17 protein-coding genes are annotated in these 18013 nt (G+C 72.1%); 8 read left to right on the forward strand and 9 right to left on the reverse strand.

The features are described from left to right. The first annotated feature begins 85 nt into the window (after window positions 1-85). From EV187_RS01335 to EV187_RS01365, 6 genes are all read left to right on the forward strand, one after another. On the forward strand, window positions 86-1300 hold the full coding sequence (locus tag EV187_RS01335; RefSeq protein WP_207221704.1) for an acyltransferase family protein: 1215 nt from the start codon (window positions 86-88) through the stop codon (window positions 1298-1300). A gap of 117 nt (window positions 1301-1417) precedes the next feature. Next, a complete protein-coding gene (locus EV187_RS01345) occupies window positions 1418-2743 on the forward strand; it encodes a bifunctional o-acetylhomoserine/o-acetylserine sulfhydrylase (protein WP_130351241.1) in 1326 nt (441 codons plus the stop codon). 118 nt (window positions 2744-2861) lie between these two features. After that, complete coding sequence (gene metX, locus EV187_RS01350) at window positions 2862-4067, forward strand: homoserine O-acetyltransferase MetX (protein WP_130351242.1); 1206 nt, start codon at window positions 2862-2864, stop codon at window positions 4065-4067. 116 nt (window positions 4068-4183) lie between these two features. Further along, a complete protein-coding gene (locus EV187_RS01355) occupies window positions 4184-5347 on the forward strand; it encodes a sensor histidine kinase (RefSeq protein WP_130351243.1) in 1164 nt (387 codons plus the stop codon). Continuing rightward, window positions 5344-6612 (forward strand): hypothetical protein, encoded by a 1269-nt coding sequence (locus tag EV187_RS18250; RefSeq protein ID WP_165391063.1) that lies wholly within the window; start codon window positions 5344-5346, stop codon window positions 6610-6612. Before EV187_RS01355 ends, EV187_RS18250 begins: the two co-directional genes overlap by 4 nt. Beyond that, the gene (locus tag EV187_RS01365; protein WP_130351244.1) at window positions 6613-7263 is read left to right on the forward strand and encodes a response regulator transcription factor; all 651 of its coding nucleotides are present in this window, start codon (window positions 6613-6615) and stop codon (window positions 7261-7263) included. Between the two features lie 42 nt (window positions 7264-7305). On the opposite strand, the gene EV187_RS01370 is transcribed toward EV187_RS01365, so the two are convergent. The 5 genes from EV187_RS01370 to EV187_RS01390 form a co-directional block, all read right to left on the reverse strand. After that, the gene (locus tag EV187_RS01370) at window positions 7306-8580 is read right to left on the reverse strand and encodes an MFS transporter (protein ID WP_130351245.1); all 1275 of its coding nucleotides are present in this window, start codon (window positions 8578-8580) and stop codon (window positions 7306-7308) included. Window positions 8581-8653: 73 nt separating this feature from the next. Then, window positions 8654-9022: a hypothetical protein gene (locus tag EV187_RS01375; protein ID WP_130351246.1), complete on the reverse strand. Its 369-nt coding sequence runs from the start codon at window positions 9020-9022 to the stop codon at window positions 8654-8656. A 72-nt stretch (window positions 9023-9094) separates the two neighbouring features. Further along, window positions 9095-9415 carry a thiamine-binding protein gene (locus tag EV187_RS01380; protein WP_130351247.1) on the reverse strand — a complete coding sequence of 107 codons (321 nt, stop codon included), beginning with the start codon at window positions 9413-9415 and terminating at the stop codon, window positions 9095-9097. Between the two features lie 21 nt (window positions 9416-9436). Then, on the reverse strand, window positions 9437-10735 hold the full coding sequence (locus EV187_RS01385) for a glycosyltransferase 87 family protein (RefSeq protein ID WP_130351248.1): 1299 nt from the start codon (window positions 10733-10735) through the stop codon (window positions 9437-9439). A gap of 77 nt (window positions 10736-10812) precedes the next feature. Beyond that, complete coding sequence (locus EV187_RS01390) at window positions 10813-11661, reverse strand: ADP-dependent NAD(P)H-hydrate dehydratase (protein WP_130351249.1); 849 nt, start codon at window positions 11659-11661, stop codon at window positions 10813-10815. A 23-nt stretch (window positions 11662-11684) separates the two neighbouring features. Between EV187_RS01390 and EV187_RS01395 the strand changes: the two genes are divergently transcribed. Continuing rightward, window positions 11685-12320, forward strand: coding sequence for an HAD family hydrolase (locus EV187_RS01395; protein ID WP_130351250.1), 636 nt, complete (start codon window positions 11685-11687; stop codon window positions 12318-12320). Next, window positions 12317-13450, forward strand: a complete 1134-nt coding sequence (locus tag EV187_RS01400; protein ID WP_130351251.1) for an NADH:flavin oxidoreductase/NADH oxidase — start codon at window positions 12317-12319, stop codon at window positions 13448-13450. Before EV187_RS01395 ends, EV187_RS01400 begins: the two co-directional genes overlap by 4 nt. 7 nt (window positions 13451-13457) lie before the next feature. Here EV187_RS01400 and EV187_RS01405 read toward each other — a convergent pair whose 3' ends face one another. The 4 genes from EV187_RS01405 to guaB1 form a co-directional block, all read right to left on the reverse strand. Further along, entirely contained in the window at window positions 13458-13892 is a 435-nt protein-coding gene (locus tag EV187_RS01405; protein WP_130351252.1) for a VOC family protein, read from the reverse strand. A gap of 79 nt (window positions 13893-13971) precedes the next feature. Next, window positions 13972-15009 (reverse strand): hemolysin family protein, encoded by a 1038-nt coding sequence (locus EV187_RS01410; protein WP_130351253.1) that lies wholly within the window; start codon window positions 15007-15009, stop codon window positions 13972-13974. Further along, a complete protein-coding gene (locus EV187_RS01415) occupies window positions 15006-16340 on the reverse strand; it encodes a hemolysin family protein (protein WP_130351254.1) in 1335 nt (444 codons plus the stop codon). The genes EV187_RS01410 and EV187_RS01415 overlap by 4 nt, the downstream gene beginning before the upstream one ends. A 153-nt stretch (window positions 16341-16493) precedes the next feature. After that, a complete protein-coding gene (guaB1, locus tag EV187_RS01420) occupies window positions 16494-17933 on the reverse strand; it encodes a GMP reductase (protein ID WP_130351255.1) in 1440 nt (479 codons plus the stop codon). Between the last annotated feature and the right edge of the window lie 80 nt (window positions 17934-18013).

An 18013-nucleotide genomic window follows, 5' to 3' on the forward strand; every position in this document is an offset into this window, starting at 1 on the left:
GCGCCCATTGTGGCGCACCCCCGGAGGAATGCGCGCGACCGCAACGGCCGAGGCATCCGCGCGGCCGTTGGGGTTGAATGGGACGATGCAGACGAGGCCGCACGCGACGCCCCCGACGCGGAGGCGGCGCGTGCCGCTCTGGGACAACGCGCGGTGGATCGCGATCACCCTCGTGGTGATCGGCCACGGCATCCTGCCGCTCATCTCCGAGGACGACGTCGCGTACAGCGTCTACCTGTTCATCTACTCGTTCCACGTGGCCGTGTTCGTCACGGTCAGCGGCTACTTCGCGAAGTCGGGGCCGCCGAACGCGCGGGCCCTCCGGCAGATCCTCACCGACATCGTCTTCCCCTTCTTCATCTTCGAGACGATCTGGACGATCGTCAGGTGGGCGCTCGGCGGCGCGTTCGAGCTGGACTACACGACCGCGTCGTGGACCCTGTGGTTCCTGATCGCCCTCGCGGTGTGGCGCATCATGCTGCCCTACCTGGTGCTGCTGCGCTTCCCGCTGCTCATCGCGATCGCGATCTCGATCGGCGCGGGCTACACGGAGTCGATCGACGCGACGCTCGCCCTCTCGCGCACGCTGGGGATGCTGCCGTTCTTCGTGTTCGGCTGGAAGCTCCGCCAGTGGCAGCTCACGGGTCGCTGGCTCGACCTGCCGTCGAGGGTCGCCTGGCGGTGGCGGGCCGGGGCGATCGCCGTCTTCACCGCGGTGCTCCTGGTGATGCCCATCGCCATCGAGACGTGGCGCGACCTGAAGCTGCGGCGTTTCATGCTCTACGACGAGTCGTACCAGGCGATCGGCTACGACGAGCCGTGGTCGGGCGCCATCCGCCTCGCGCTGCTGCTCTTCGCGATGCTGCTCTCGGTCGCGTTCCTCGTGCTCATGCCGCGCCGCACGACGTGGTTCACGCCGTTCGGCACCGCCACGATGTACATCTACCTCCTGCACACCTTCATCCTGTTCCCGTTCCGCGAGACCGGGATGCTCGCGGGGGACCAGCCGTTCTGGGTCCTGCCCGCGATGATCCTGTTCTGCATCGGCATCTCGGTGGTGCTGTCGCTCAAGCCCGTGCGGCGGGTGTTCCGCCCGCTCGTCGAACCACGGGCGAGGTGGCTGTTCCGGCCCGAGCCGTCGACGGCGACGGGCACGCTGGTGCTGCCGCCGGGCGCGATGCCGCCGCTGCCGTCGCCACCGCCGTCGGCGACGACCGACGGCGATCCGCCCGAACCGCCCGCACCGCCCGCTCCGCCCGCATCGCCGGCACCGCCCGATGAGCCCAGGGCGGGCGCCTGACGTCTCCCTGACGCGATTACGCCGTGTGTCGGGGTCCATTGCCCGCGCCGGGGCGCGGTCGTAACGTGGCTCGGGCCCGGCGGGGGCCCTCTTCCCGCCATCGAGAAGGAGACCTCAATGAGCGAGAACGCCGCCGACTGGCGCTTCGAGACGAAGCAGGTGCACTCAGGCGCCGCACCCGACCCGGTGACGCACGCCCGGGCCACCCCGATCTACCAGACCACGTCCTACGTCTTCGACAACGCCCAGCACGCGCAGAACCTGTTCGCGCTCGCCGAGTTCGGCAACATCTACACGCGCATCATGAACCCGACCCAGGCGGTCGTCGAGGAGCGCCTCGCCGCCCTCGAGGGGGGCACCGGCGCCCTGCTCGTCGCCTCCGGCCAGGCGGCCGAGACGTTCGCGGTGCTGAACATCGCGCAGGCCGGCGACCACATCGTCTCGTCGTCGTCGATCTACGGCGGCACGTACAACCTCTTCAAGTACACGCTCGCGAAGCTCGGCATCGAGACCACGTTCGTCGAGAACCAGGACGACGCCGACGAGTGGCGCCGCGCGGTGCGTCCGAACACGAAGCTGTTCTTCGCCGAGACGATCGGCAACCCGAAGATCAACATCCTCGACATCGAGCTCGTCTCGGGCATCGCGCACGAGGCGGGGATCCCGCTGATCGTCGACAACACGATCGCGACGCCGTACCTCATCCGCCCGTTCGAGCACGGCGCCGACATCGTCATCCACTCGGCCACCAAGTTCCTCGGCGGCCACGGCACGGTCATCGGCGGCGTCATCGTCGACGGCGGCACGTTCGAGTGGTCGAAGAACGTCGAGAAGTTCCCCGGCCTCACCGAGCCCGACCCGTCGTACCACGGCGCGAGCTACACGGCCGCGGTCGGCGACGGCCTCGCGTACGTGATCAAGGCGCGCGTCCAGCTGCTGCGCGACCTCGGGGCCGCCATCGCGCCGAACAACGCCTGGCTCCTGATCCAGGGCATCGAGACGCTCTCGCTCCGCATCGAGCGCCACGTGCAGAACGCACAGGAGATCGCGGAGTGGCTCGACAACCACCCCGACGTCGCGAGCGTGAACTACTCGGGCCTGCCGTCGAGCCCGTGGTACGCGGCGGCGAACAAGTACGCCCCGAAGGGCGTCGGCGCGGTGCTGTCGTTCGAGCTCAAGGGCGGCGTCGACGCCGGCCGGGCCCTCGTCGACAACCTGCAGCTGTTCAGCCACCTCGCCAACATCGGCGACGTGCGGTCGCTCGTGATCCACCCGGCGTCGACGACGCACTCGCAGCTCACGCCCGAGCAGCAGCTCACGACCGGTGTCACGCCCGGTCTCGTGCGGCTCTCGGTTGGCATCGAGAACGTCGACGACCTGAAGGCCGACCTCGAGGCGGGCCTCGCCGCCGCGCGCGCCGCCACGGAGGCCGCGCGCGTCTGAGACCCTGACGCACACGACGGATGCCGCGGGCCGCACGGGCTCGCGGCATCCGTCGTCATCGGGCCGACACCGGCGTAACAAACGCGTGCTGGCGCGCAGGGTTCGGGAGAATCGGGACATGGACTGGCAGACCACCGCCGACGCGGTGCCCGCGGGCATCGTCTCGGAGGCGCGCGCGCAGGCCCTGCAGGGCCGGGCGCCGGCGACGGGGGCCTGGCGCGAGGGCGACCCGGTGGGCGACCGCCGGTTCGTGGCGATCGGCGACGTGCCGCTCGATTCTGGAGCGACGCTGCCGCGCGCGCACATCGCCTACGAGACGTGGGGTACGCCGTCCCCTCGCGGCGACAACGTGGTGCTGGTGCTGCACGCCCTCACGGGCGACAGCCACGTCATCGGCCCCGCCGGTCCGGCGCATCCCAGCGCGGGCTGGTGGCCGGGGGTCGTGGGCCCCGGGCTCGCGATCGACACCGACCGGTACTTCGTGGTCGCCCCCAACGTGCTCGGCGGATGCCAGGGGTCGACCGGTCCCGCGTCGCTCGCCCCCGACGGGGTGGAGTGGGGCACGCGGTTCCCCTTCCTCACGATCCGCGACCAGGTGCGGGCGCAGCTCGCGTTCGCCGGGGCGATCGGGATCGACCGCATCGCGGCCGTGGTCGGGGGCTCGATGGGGGCGATGCACGTGCTCGAGTGGGCGATCATGGCGCCCGACGCGGTCGACCGCATCGCGGTGCTCGCCGCCCCGGCCGCGGCGACCGCCGACCAGGTCGCGCTCAACTCGGTGCAGATCGAGGCGATCCGCAGCGACCCCGCCTTCCGGGGCGGCGACTACTACGACGCGCCCGACGGCGAGGGTCCCACCCGCGGCCTCGCCCTCGCGCGCCGCATGGCGATGCTCAACTACCGCACGGCGACCGAGCTCAACGCGCGCTTCGAGCGCAGCTGGCAGTCGGACCTCGACCCGCTGGGCGGGGGCGGCCGGTTCGCCGTCGAGTCGTACCTCGACTTCCACGGCAACCGGTTCACGCGACGCTTCGACGCGAACAGCTACATCGTGCTCACCGAGGCGATGAACTCCCACGACATCGGGCGAGGACGCGGGGGCGTGGGTGCGGCGCTCGCGGGGATCCGGGCGAAGAGCCTCGTGCTCGGCATCGACAGCGACCGCTACTTCTCCCTCGACGGCCAGGAGGAGGTGGCCGCCGGCCTCGCCGGGAGCGTGCACGGGGAGCGCCCCGTGCTCGTGCACTCGGAGTACGGGCACGACGCGTTCCTCATCGAGCACGCCGTCGTCGGCGCCGCCCTGCGCGCCCTCCTCGACGCCTGAGGGCGCGCCCCGCCGGCGCCGCCGCGGACGGCGCACGCGTCGCCGGGCCGACTCCGCTACAGTTTCGAATGGCGGCACCCGTGTGCCGAGGGTGCCCGACCCTGCGAGGGGGTGGCGTGAAGCGCATCCACAAGGAACGCGACCGGCTCCTGCGACGCCTGGCGCGCGTCACGGGATTCGTCGGCGCGGCCGGCGCGCTGATCTGCCTGCTCGTTCCCGGGGCGGCGACGCCGCTGGAGCTCGCCGTCGGCTCGGTGCTCTGCGCGATCGTCGCCGTGCTCGTCGGCCTGCACACCGCTCGCGGCGCCCTGCTCCCGGCGTTCGGCGTCGTCGCGGGCTCGATGGCGATCATGGTGATGCTCGGCACCGCGTCCGTGATCGACGCCGCGACCACGACCGCGATGGCGGTCCTCGGCGGGGTCGCCTCCGCGTCGGTCGCGATCTCGCTCGTGGTGCACCGTCGTGGGCGGCTGCTCGTGACCGCGCTCGCGGCGATCGTGCTCGGCATGATCTGGATCGTCGCCGCGCGGTCGCACGACCTGCGTGCGGTGGCGGTGGCGACGGCCGCCGGGTGGGCCGCGTGCGGGGTGCTCGGGGCGTGGATCGACCGCGCCATCCGGCTCGCCGCCGACCGCATCGACGAGGTCGGGCGCGCGCACGAGGCCGAGCGCCTCGCGAGCGAGCTCGAGGCCCAGCAGCGACAGGACGCCCGCGTGCTGCACGACACGGTGCTCGCCACGCTCTCGCTCCTCGCGCACTCCGGCGTCGGCGTCGGCCCGACGGCGCTGCGACAGCAGGCCGGCGACGACGCCCGCCTCCTGCGGCAGCTCCGCCTCGGCGCGCCCCTCGACGCCGGCTCGACCACGATCTTCTCCCCCGAGGCCGACAACGACGACGACGCACTGAGCACCACCTTCGAGTCGGTGCGGCAACGATTCGCCCGCATGGGACTGGCGGTCAACTGGCATGGTGCGGGCCAACTGGCCCTTCCCCGCGAGACCCTCGACGCGCTGCTCGGCGCCCTCGGCGAGTGCCTCGAGAACGTCCGCAGGCACTCCGGGGTGAGCGAGGCGGATGTCACGGTGACGGACGACGACCGCACCGTGCGCGCCATGGTCACCGATGCCGGGAGCGGGTTCGAGCCCGAGACCGTCGACGGGGCGCGACTGGGGTACGCGGAGTCCGTGGTCGGCCGGCTGCACACGGTGGGCGGGCGCGCCCGCATCTTCTCCTCGCCCGGCTCGGGCACCACCGTCATGCTCGAGGTGCCGAAGCCATGAGCGATCACGCACCCGACGCCGGCGGCCGCGCCGACCACCAGTTCCGGCGACCGGCCCGTTCGGCCCGCACCGTGCGCGCCGCCGGCGACGTCCGCGAGAGCCACGGCGGACGCCGCCTCGCCACCGGGATCACGATCGCCGCGGTCCTCATCGTGCTCGCGCATCTCGTGCACGCCGTCGCGCAGGCTCCCTACGTGCTGACGGGGCGCGGACCCTGGCCGGCGTGGATCGCGCTCGGCGTGGTCCTGGCCGTCGGCGTGATCTCGCGGCTCGTGTCACGCGTGCTGCCCGACTGGCTGTACCTCGTGCTCCTCGCCGGGCTCGCCGTGCCGCTCTGGCTCGACGTGAGCGCCACGGCCGGCCAGCTCGACCGCGGCGTCACGCCGACCGCCGCCGCCGCGGCCGGAGCCGTGCTCATGCCCGTCGCCGCGATCCGCGGCAGTCGCGTCCCGCTCGTCGCCGCCTCGGTCATCGCCGCCGTGCTCGCGACGGAGGCGCTGCTCCAGGCCACGTCGGCGGGGCTGTTCGTGGTGCCGGGTGTCGCCGTGGCGGCGACCGCGGTGTTCCCGGTGCTGCTCGCGACCCTCGCCATCAGCGGATTCCGCCGGCTCGTCGGGCGCGAGCTCGACCTCTCCCTCGTGCAGAGCACCGTGGGCACCGCACGCACCGCCGTCGGCATGCGCGCGTCCGAGGAGCTCGCGCAACTCGACTTCGACGCCGAGACGCTGCTCGACGACGTCGGATCGGGCCGCATCATGATCCCGTTGCCGCCCGACGCCGCCGAGCTCGCCGGGTCGCTCGCGGCCCGCCTGCGCGTCCGCCTCATCGAAGGGCGGACCGACACCTGGCTGCGACACGCGGTGACGGAGTCGGCCTATCTCAGCCACCGGGTCGTGCTCGACGACCCCCTCGGCTCCGCCGGACTGCTCTCCCAGGAGCAGCGCGACGGGCTGCTCCTCGCGCTCTGGCTCCTCGTCGCCGAGCCGCCGAAGGGCGCCGGACCGCCGCTCCAGGTGCACGTCGCGTGCCGCGAGCGGGCGGACGAGACCGATCCGGATGCCGGATTCGACATGATGATCGACGTGTCGGGCGTTGCACGACGCCGTGTGGACCCCGCGACGTGGGACGCTATCGGTAGTGTCGGAAGCCACAACGTGGTGACGGGGGCCGATGGTTTCCGGATCGACATCGCCTGCCGGGTCGCCCCGAACATCCACGCAGGCAGCCCATCGGCCCGTGGGGCCGCTCGATCGAGGGGAAGCTGAATGGCTGAGACCGATTCACCGATACGGCTCGCGATCGTCGACGATCACCGGATGCTGCTCGGTGCCCTCTCCGAGTGGCTTCGCGGCGCGGCATCCGACATCGAGCTCGTGGTGGCCGTGCCGTCCTGGTCCGAACTGCTTGCGCATCGCGAGTTCCCGGTCGACGTGGTCCTCCTCGACCTCGACCTGCGCGACAACATCCCGATCTCGCTCAAGCTTTCGATGCTGAAGACGGCCGGCGTGCAGACCATGCTCATGAGCACGTACTCCGAGCCCGCGGTGGTGCGCGAGGCGCTCGGTTCCGGCGCGCTCGGCTACCTCGTCAAGTCGGAGCCCGTCGAGAACATCATCGAGGCGATCCGCGCCGCGCGCGTGGGCAACTCGTACCTCACGCCCGAGCTCGAGGACGCGCTCGCCGACGACGGCGCCGTGCCGAAGCTCTCCGCGCAGGAGCGCCGCGTGATGGCGCTCTACGGCGCCGGCCAGCCCGTGAAGGCCGTGGCCTTCCAGCTCGGGATCTCCGAGGAGACGGCCAAGAGCTACCTCAAGCGCATCCGCGAGAAGTACCGGGTCGCCGGCTTCGACGTGGGCACCAAGGTCGCCCTGCGCAAGCGGGCGATCCTCGACGGGATCCTGCTGCAGTCCGACTGAGCGGATGCCGCGGCCGGGCGTCGCCCGGGGCGAACCCTCCGGCTACGGCTCGACGACCTCGACCGCACCCGTGGCGTACGGCACGACCACGCCGCGCCGGCCGCGCGAGCGGTCGAGTGCGAACGAGGCGAGCGTGAGCAGCACGCCCGCGATGGTGAGCACGAGGCCGATCCAGATCGGGGCGACGTACCCGAGGCCGCCGGCGATCGCGAGGCCGCCGAGCAGGGCGCCGAGGCTGTTGCCGATGTTGAGTGCCGAGTGGTTGAGGGCGGCCGCGATCGACTGGCTGTCGCGGGCGACATCCATGAGCCGGGCCTGGATGGTGGGCGACAGGGCCGCGGAGGACGCGCCCACCAGGAAGACCCCGGTGAACAGCCCGACGGGGTTCGCCACGGTGAAGCCGAGCAGCACGAGCGCCGCGGCGAGCACGGCGAAGAACACGTACATGCTGCGGCGCACGCTCCAGTCGGCCAGTCGCCCGCCCACGAGGTTGCCGATCGTCATGCCGAGGCCGAACACGATGAGCACCACCGGCACCATGGCGGGAGGAAGCCCGGTCACCTCGGTCGCCAGTGGCGCGACGTAGCTGTACACCGCGAACAGGCCGCCGAAGCCGATCGCCCCCATCCCGAGCGCGAACCACACCTGGGCGCGGCCGAACGCGCGGAGCTCGCGCTTCATCGTCGCGTACGGGTCGCCCGCCTGCCACGGCACGGCGAGCGCGACGGCGACGAAGGTGAGGGCGAAGATACCCGCGACGGCGAGGTACGCGACCCGCCAGCCCGCGGCCTGGCCGAGCCAGGTGATCGCCGGAACGCCCACGACGTTCGCGATCGTGAGGCCCGACAGCACCAACGCGACGCCTCGGGCTCGCTTGCCCGGACCCATGAGGCTGGCGGCCACGAGGGAGGCGATGCCGAAGTAGGCGCCGTGCGGAACGGCGGCGAGGAATCGTGCGACGAGCACGAGCTCGAAGGTCGGCAGGAGCGCAGAGGCGACCGTGCCGAGCGTGAACGCCGTGAGCAGGGCGAGCAGGAGTCGCTTGCGGGGCCACCGCGCCGCGGCCGCGGCGATCGTGGGCGCACCGACGACGACCCCGAGCGCGTACGCCGAGATGATCCACCCGGCCGCCGCGTTGGCCTCCTCGGGCGACTGCGCGTAGACGCCGGGCAGCAGGTCCTGGGCGATGTTCGGCAGCAGCCCCATGGCCACGAACTCGGTCGAGCCGATGCCGAAGCCGCCGAGGGCGAGTGCCAGCAGCGCGAAACGGATACGGGCCGGCGACAACGTCGTCGGCCCGTCTGGGAGGTGGGTCACCCGTCGATTCTCGCACGAATCGAATCGATTCGACAAGCGGATGCCGCGGCGCCCGCACGGCTCGCGAGCACGCCTAGTCGCAGCGGGGCACGTCGAGCACGTCGCAGCGCACGATCTCCTCGCCGAGCGCGATGCCGATCACGAGGAACGCGCTGACGAGCGCGAGCGCCACCAGCACATTGACGATGGGGACGCTCCGTCGCCCATCGACGTCGGCCGACCGCAGCGGGCGAAGCGCCACCACCGCGCCCACCGGGAGGAGGAACAGCACGACGGCGAGCAGCGGGATCTCCATGGGCCCCGTGTGCACGCCGGGCCGGATCACGGAGAGGTACGGCTCGACCCGCAGCGCCACCACCGCGTTCAGCAGCAGGAACGGCACGGCGAACGCGAGGCCGGCGGCCGCGGACCAGTCCGCGACGGCGGCCCTGAATGCGCGCACGGCGACTCCCTCGAGCTGACGGACCACTCCATGGTCCTCCCGCACGCATCGGGGCGCAATCACCCCGTGCGCCTACGCGACGCCGCCGCCCGCCTCGTCGATCGCGGTCTCCAGTCGCTCGACCTTCGCGTCGAGCTCGCCCGAGTAGCCCGGTCGGATGTCCGCCTTCAGCACGAGCGACACCCTCGATCCGTACTCGCCGGCGGCCTCCGTCGCACGGCGGACGACGTCGAAGACCTCGTCCCACTCGCCCTCGAGCTCGGTGAACATCGAGGTCGTCCGGTTCGGGAGTCCCGACTCCCGCACGATCCTCACGGCCGCCGCGACGGCGTCGTGCACCGACCCGTCCGCCCGTCCGGTGCCGCTCGGCGCGACGGAGAATGCCACCAGCATGTCGACTCCAACCTCGAGGTCCTATTCTCGCGCCGATCGCTCCGGCGCCGATGCCCGGTCGAGGCCGGCGACCCCCCGGACGGTCCCAGCCCGCCACACCGCGCGGATCCCCCACGCCAGGAGCGCCGCGAGCAGCGCGGCCTTGACCGTGACCAGCAGCACGAACGCCGGATGCGCGACGAGCAGCCACCCGTACAGGTAGGGGTACAGCACGTGCGTGAGCAGCGCGATCGCGGCCGCGAGCAGCGCCGGCACGAGGTACCGTCGCGGCCACAGCGCGAGTCCGAGGATGATCGGCGCCGCGAGCCAGGTCGCGAACTGCGGCGAGCCCACCTTGTTCGCCAGCATGAGCACCACGACGAACGACAGTGCGAGCGGGGGGAGCAGGCGTCCGAAGGCCGCTCCGCGCCGCACCGCCCGGATGCCGAGGAGGAGGACGACCCCCACGCCCACCGCCATCACCGGCGTCGTGAGGGCCGCCGCGGCATCCGCGCCCGGACCCGAGATCTGGAATGTGAGGATCTGACGGTCGTAGACGATGTCGACCGCCCGCGAGCCCGCGACCATCTGCCACAGCCACACGGCCGCGATGGGCGCCTCGACCTGGAGACCGCGGTCCGCCTGTTCGGCGACGAATCCGAGCGCGTTCAGCCACGAGCCGGCGACGAGGCTCACGCCGAGGATCCCCGCGCTCAGCGCGACCGCGACGATGCTCACGTCCCACCGCTTGCGTGAGGCGATGACCACCGACGCGAGCAGCGCGGCCGGCCACACCTTCACCCACGCGCCGATGGTCAGGAGGGTCGCGGCGACGCGCGGCCGCCCCGCCGCCCAGAGGAGCCCCGTGAGGGCCAGCGGCACGGTGACCGCGTCGATGCGTCCGAGCGCGATCGGACCGAGCAGTGCGAGGAACCCCACCCACCACCACGCCGCGATCCGCCTGGTGCGCGACAGCCGCCGATCGCCGAGGAGGATCGCGAACGCCGCTGCGTTCAGGAGCACCACGATCGCGAGCCAGGTCTGCCCGTACCACTCGGACCCGAACGCCAGCGAGGCGGCCATCGGCGCGAAGGCGAGGATCGGGTAGACCCACGGGGCGTCGATGCCCATGCGCACGTAGCCGGCGGCGGCGTTCTCGGCCCAGACGCGGTAGACCCCGGTCACGTCGCCCAGGGGGTAGCCGCGGGCACCGAGGTTCAACCAGACGAGCGCGCCGTGCACGATCGCGAACGCGAGCCAGAGGGCGGCACGGCTGCCGAGGAACCGACGGATGCGCCGGCCACGCGACACGGATGCGTCGCGCAGCTCCCCCACCGTCATGGCGAGAGCCTATCCGACCCTCACCCGGCGCCACCCCCGGTCGCGGGAGTCGCGGGCCACCAGGCCGGGCGGAGCGATCATCGCGCGAGCAGGGCGCCGATCACCGCGGGCACGGCCACGGCGATGTCGAGGGCCGTCACCGGTCCCCCGCCGACCTCGGCGCTCGCGCGCCGAGCCGCCTCGCCGTGCACCCATGACGCGGTGGCGGCGAGGGCGGTCAGCGCCTCGGCATCCGCTGCGAGCTGCACATGGTGCGTCGCCACGAGCGCGCCGAGGATGCCGCCGAGCACGTCGCCGCTGCCGGCGGTCGCCAGCCAGTGGGTGGGCGCCGTGACGGTGTAGCGGTCTCCGTCGGGGTCGCAGACGTACGTGACCGCGCCCTTCAGGAGCACCGCGACGCCGAGTTCGGCCGCGGCCCGCTCGGCCCATTCGCCGGGCGCGGCGCGGACCTCGTCGACGGTCGTGGGCATCTCCCGAGCGGTGAGGAGCGCGGCGAGCTCCCCCGCATGCGGCGTGATGACGGTGGGCGCGGTGTGCGTGCCGACCAGGTCGAGCGCGCCGGCGTCGAGCACGACCGGCACCTGGGCGGCGAGCGCGTGCCCGAGGTCGCCGAGCAGCACGAAGGAGCGGCGCGACTGGTCGATGCCCGACCCGACGAGCCACGCCTGCACCCGCCCGGCGACGCCGACGGTCTCGGGGCGACGCGCCAGCACGGCCTGCCGGACGGAGCGCGGCCCGATGTACCGCACCATGCCGATGCCCGTCCGATGCGCCGCCTCAACCCCCAGCACCGCGGCCCCCGGGAACTCCTGCGAACCGGTGACGACCCCGAGCACGCCGCGCGAGTACTTGTCGTCGCCCGACGCGGGAGCGGCGACCCAACCGGCCGCGTCGTCGGCGGTCCACTCCTGCCACACGGTCGTCATGCTCCAACGATAGGTTGGGGTGGATGCCTTCGACAGCCCCCGCACCGATCAGCCTCGCCCCGCGCGTCGTCGTGTTCGACTACGGCGAGGTGATCTCCCGTGAGCCGACGGACGCCGACCGGGCACGACTCGTCGCCCGCGCCGGCGCGGCGGCGGAACCGTTCTGGGCCGCCTACTGGGCCCACCGCGAGCCGCTCGACCAGGGCACGGCATCGATCGCCGAGTACTGGGCGGCCGTCGCGCGCGACCTCGGCGTCGAGTGGAACGCGGTCGACGTGCACGAGCTGTGGGCGATCGACCACCGCGGCTGGCTCAGCCTCGACCCCGACACCCTGCGCGTGCTGCACGCGCTCGCCGAGGGCGGCACCCGCCTCGCCCTCCTGTCCAACGCCGGCGCCGACTTCTCGGGGTGGCTCCGATCCGGCTCCTTCGCGCCGCTGTTCGAGCGCGTGTTCGTCAGCGGCGAGCTCGGGCTGGTCAAGCCGAACGCGGCGATCTACGAGCACGTGATCGACGAGCTGGGCATCACGCCGTCGGAGCTGCTGTTCGTCGACAACAAGTCGGAGAACGTCGAGGGTGCGCGGGCGGTGGGCGGCGACGGTCACGTGTTCACGGATGCCGCGGCGCTCGAGGCCTGGCTCCGGAGCCTCGCCGCATGAACGAGAGCACGGCCCGGCCCGACGCCTCGCCGGAGTCGCCGGCGCTCTTCCGACCGATCACGATCCGCGGCCTCACCATCCGTAATCGCGTCTGGGTCCCGCCGCTCTGCCAGTACTCGGTGACGGCGCGCGACGGCGTGCCGCACGACTGGCACCTCGTGCACCTCGGCGCGATGGCGGCCGGCGGCGCAGGTCTCGTGGTCGCGGAGGCGACCGCGGTCGGCCCCGAGGGCCGCATCTCCGACTACGACACCGGGCTCTGGAACGACGAGCAGGCCGAGGCCTGGAGCCGGATCACCCGGTTCATCCGGTCGCAGGGGGCCGCATCGGGCATCCAGCTCGCGCATGCCGGGCGCAAGGCGTCGGTCTGGCCCGAGACGATCCGTCGCTCGGGCTCGCAGCCGCTCGACGAGGGCGGTTGGACGACCGTCGCGCCGTCGGCGGTGGCGTTCGACGGCCTGCGTGAGCCGGTCGCGCTCGACGAGGCGGGCGTGCTCGGCGTGATCGAGGAGTTCCGGCTCGCGGCCCGACGCGCCGTCGACGCGGGCTTCGACGTCGTCGAGCTCCACGCCGCGCACGGGTACCTCGTGCACCAGTTCCTGTCACCGCTCTCGAACCGTCGCGACGACCGGTGGGGTGGTCCGCTCGAGAACCGGGCCCGGCTGCTGCTCGAGCTGGTGCGCGTGGTGCGCGCCCAGATCGGCGAGCGGATGCCGCTCTTCGTGCGCTTCTCGGCGACCGACTGGGCCGAGGGCGGCTGGGACGAGGAGCAGACGGCGATCGTCGCGCGCTGGGCGCAGGACGCTGGAGCCGACTTCTTCGACGTGTCCACCGGCGGGCTCGTCGCGCACGTGCGCATCCCGGTCGGTCCCGGCTACCAGGCCCATCTCGCCGAGTACGTGGGCGACCGGGCCGACGTGCGCGTCTCGGCGGTCGGCCGTATCACGATGCCCGAGCAGGCCGAGCGGCTCGTCGCGGCCGGCGAGGTCGACGCCGTGATGTTCGGCAAGGCGATGATGCGCGATCCGCACTTCGCGCTGCGGGCCGCCCACGAGCTCGGCGCCGACACGTCGATGTGGCCGCTGCAGTACCTCCGGGCACGGCCGGAGGTCAACGACGGCGAGTGGTGAGCGAGGGTCAGCCCATTCCCGCCGCCGAGGAGCGCATCCTCCTCGCCAGGTCCATCATCTGCGGAGAGTACTGGCCGATCGCGAAGATGTTGCCCTCGCTGTCGCTGAACCACGCGCTGCGCCCGTCGTCCATCTCTGCGACGCCGTCGACCGTCTTCAGACCGGGCATGTCGTAGTCGTGGAACATGACCCCGTGCGTGCGCAGTTCGGTCATGTCGCGGTCGAGGTCGTCGGTCATGAGGCCGAAGGCGGTGTTCTTCGCCGTACCGGCGAAATCGGTGCGGTAGACGAGCACGGGCATCCCGCCGACGTCGTAATACAGGGCTTCGCCCTCGGCGTCCTCGTACATCGGATCACGGCCGAGCACGTCATGCCACCACTGCTTGGCGCGTGCGAGGTCGGACGCCGGGAGTACGGCTGTGGCCATGAGCTTCTCGAACATGATGATTCCTCGAATCCTCGGGTCGGCGTCAGTCTACGCCGACCCGAGGGGTGCCGGTCAGCTCGTTCGAGGGTGCCGTTCAGCCGCGTCGGGTGGCGTCCTGCACCTCGCCCACGAGCTCCTCGATGATGTCCTCGAGGAAGATCACGCCGGTGGTCGTGCCGTCCTCGTCGAACGCCCGCGCGACGTGGGTGCCGAGGCGCCGCATCGTGGCGAGCGCGTCCTCCAGGTCGGTGCCGTCGTAGATCGAGACGAGCCGGCGGATGCGCTTCGCGGGCAGCGGATCGTCGAACTCGTCGTCGTCGAGGTCGATGACGTCCTTCAGGTGCACGTAGCCGTCGGGCTCGCCGCTCGCACCGAGGATGACGTAGCGCGAGAAGCCGTGGCGCGCCACCGCCCGCTCCACGTCGCCGGGTGTCGCCGTCGGCGGCAGGCTCACGAGGCCCGACATCTGCACCGCGACATCCTTCACCTGCTTCGTCGTGAACTCGAACGCGGCCGTCAGGGTGCCGCTCGCGTCGTCGAGCACGCCCTCGCGACGGGACTGGTCGACGATGGTCTGCACCTCCTCGAGCGTGAACGTGGAGGTGGCCTCGCTCTTCGGCTCCACGCCGAACAGTCGCAGCACGCCGTTGGCGGTGGCGTTCAGCGCGACGATGATCGGGCGGAACAGGCGCGCCAGGAAGACGAGCGGCGGCGCGAGGAGGAGCACCGCACGGTCGGGGACCGAGAACGACAGGTTCTTCGGCACCATCTCGCCGAACACCACGTGCAGGTACGAGACCAGCACGAGGGTGATGATGAACGCGATCGTCGAGACGACGCCCTCGGGCCAGCCCGTGAGGTGCAACGGCACCTCGAGCAGGTGGTGGATCGCCGGCTCCGACACGTTCAGGATGAGCAGCGAGCAGATCGTGATGCCGAGCTGGCTCATCGCGAGCATGAGCGTCGCGTGCTCCATGGCCCACAGCGCGGTCTTCGCGCTGCGTCGGCCCTGCTCGGCGAGCGGCTCGATCTGGGATCGTCGCGCGGAGATGACCGCGAACTCGGCGCCGACGAAGAAGGCGTTCGCGATGAGGAGCACGAACAGCCAGACGATCCCGGCCCAGTCGCTCATCGCTCGCCCCGCTCGGTCTCGGTCGTCTCGGCCTCGGGCATGGGCGTGGGCACGAATCGCACGCGGTCGATCCGGCGACCGTCGAGGCGCTGCACCTCGAGGGTGCCCTCATCGATGAGCACCTCGTCGCCGACGACCGGCAGCCGGCCGAGCTCGGCCATCACGAAGCCGCCCACCGTCTCGTAGTCGCCGTTCTCGGGCACGCGGATGCCGGTGCGCTCGAGCAGTTCGTCGGGTCGGAGGATCCCCGGGAAGCTGACCACGTCGCCTCGTCGCACGATGCCCGCGCGGGTGCGGTCGTGCTCGTCGGCGACCTCGCCCACGAGCTCCTCCACGAGGTCCTCGAGGGTCGCCACGCCGGCGGTGCCGCCGTACTCGTCGACGACGATCGCCATCTGGAATCCGCGTCCCCTGAGCTCGCCGAGGAGCATGTCGAGCTTCATCGTCTCGGGCACGCGCAGCGCCTCCGACTGCAGGGCCGAAGCCGGGACATCCGCTCGCCGCTCGCGCGGCACGGCCACCGCCTGCTTCACGTGCACGATGCCCACCATGTCGTCGAGGTTCTCGTCGTAGACCGGGAAGCGGGAGTAGCCGGTCTGCCGGGCCAATTCGAGCACCGCCTCCGACGACTCCTGGCGCTGCACCGCCGCGACCCGCGGGCGCGGGGTCATGACGTCGGATGCGTCGTGGTCGGCGAAGCGCAGCGTGCGCCCGAGGAGCGTGGCGGTGTCCTGCTCGAGCAGCCCGGCGCTCGCCGAGCGGCGGACGAGCGAGGACAGCTCCTCAGCGGACCGGGCGCCCGAGAGCTCCTCCTTCGGGTCGATCCCGACGCCGCGCAGCAGCGCGTTGGCGCTACCGTTCAGCAGGGCGACCGCCGGGCGGAACACCCACGTGAACGCGGTCTGGAACGGCATCACGATGACCGCCGTCTGGCGCGGCAGCGCCAGCGCGAAGTTCTTCGGCACGAGCTCGCCGAGCACCATCGAGAGGAGCGTCGCCACGACGATCGCGGTGGTGGCGCCGACGGGGCGCACCATGCCCTCGGGGAGGCCGAGCGCGGTGAGCGGTCCGGCGAGGAGCGAGCTGATCGCGGGCTCCATCGTGTAGCCGGTGAGCAGCGTCGTGAGCGTGATGCCGAGCTGCGCGCTCGACAGGTGCGTCGACGTGATCTTCAGCGCCGAGATCGTGAGGCCGAGCCGCGTCTCGCCGCGTTCGCGGCGCGCTTCGAGCTCTGCGCGGTCGAGGTTGACGAGCGCGAACTCGCTCGCAACGAACAAGCCCGTGCCGATCGTGAGGAGGAGTCCGATGCCGAGGAGGATCCACTCAGACATCCGCACCTCCCCGGTCGGTCACGGGCGAGGGTCTATGGCCGGGCGTATTGGCAGAGGGGGGATCGTCCATCGTCTCGTCAGTATATCGGCGGCATGGGCGCGCCTCCTGAGCCGTCACGGGCTCGACGCACGCCGCTCCAGGTCGGTCCGGCCCTACCAGCTGACCGGCAGCGCCTTGCCCTCCTCGTAGCCCGCGGCCGACTGGATGCCCACGAGCGCGCGCTCCCGGAACTCCTCGATCGAGCGGGCTCCGGCGTAGGTGAACGAGCTGCGCACGCCCGACGTGATCATGTCGAGCAGGTCCTCGAGCGACGGGCGCAGCGGGTCGAGGTAGATCGAGGACGACGAGATGCCCTCGGCGAAGAGCTCCTTGCGGGCCAGCTCGTACGGCGAGAGCCGGTCGAAGCGCTCGCGCACCGCCTTCGTCGACGCCATGCCCCAGCTCTCCTTGAAGAGGCGGCCGGATGCGTCGCGCTTCAGCGTGCCCGGCGCCTCGATCGTGCCGGCGAACCACGAGCCGATCATGACGGATGCCGCGCCCGCGGCCAGCGCGAGCGCCACGTCGCGGGGGTACCGCACGCCGCCGTCGGCCCAGACCTTCGCGCCGAGCTCGCGCGCCGCGTCGGCGGTCTCGAGCACGGCGGAGAACTGCGGACGGCCGACCGCCGTCATCATGCGCGTGGTGCACATGGCACCCGGTCCGACGCCCACCTTCAGCACGTCGGCCCCCGCCTCGACGAGGTCGGCCACCGCGTCCGCGGTCACGATGTTGCCCGCGACGATCGGTACGCCGAGGTCGAGGTCCCGCACGATGCCGACCGCCCGGATCATGCCCTCCTGGTGTCCGTGGGCCGTGTCGATCACGAGCATGTCGACGCCGGCGGCCACGAGCGCCTGCGCCCGGGCGGCCACGTCGCCGTTGATGCCGATCGCGGCCGCGACGCGCAGCCGCCCCGCCCCGTCGACGTTGGGCTCGTAGATCGTGCCACGGAGGGCGCTTCGTCGGCTCAGCGTTCCCACGACCCGTCCGTGCTCCAGCACGGGTGCGAACTCGAGGCCCGCGTCCACCATGAGGTCGAAGGCGCGCCGCGGGGAGTCGACGTCGTCGGCCTCGAGGGACGCGAGCCCGCCGTGCACGAGATCGCCGAGTCGGGCGTCCGAGAGCGCGGTCGCGAGGCGCTCGGCCGCGATGCAGCCGACGTACTCCTTGCGCGCGTCCTGCAGCACGATGCCGTGCCCCGGCACCGGCGGGAGCACCGCGAGCGCATCCGCGACGGTGTCGTCGGGCGAGAAGCCGTGGGGCGTGTCGAAGCGGGGCGACTGGTCCTTCACCCACCGGATCGCCTCGTCCAGGTCCTGCAGGTGCAGGTCCTGCGGGAGCACGCCGAGCCCGCCGCGCCTGGCCAGCGTCACCGCCAATCGCGGGCCGGTGATCGAGTTCATGTTCGCCGAGACGATCGGCACGGATGCCCCCGAGCCGTCATCGGGAGCGAGCGAGACGTCGAGGCGGCTGGTGACCCCAGAGCGGCTCGGAACGAGGAACACGTCGGAGTACGTGAGGTCGTGGCTCGGGGTCGTCCGGTAGAACTCCATGCGCCCCACGCTACCGCCGCGCAGGGCCACCGGGCCCCCGCGAGGGGTTTAGGCTTGTGTGGGTGATCGGGCACGGAGCG

Source organism: Agromyces ramosus, from assembly GCF_004216665.1.
GTDB lineage: Bacteria > Actinomycetota > Actinomycetes > Actinomycetales > Microbacteriaceae > Agromyces > Agromyces ramosus.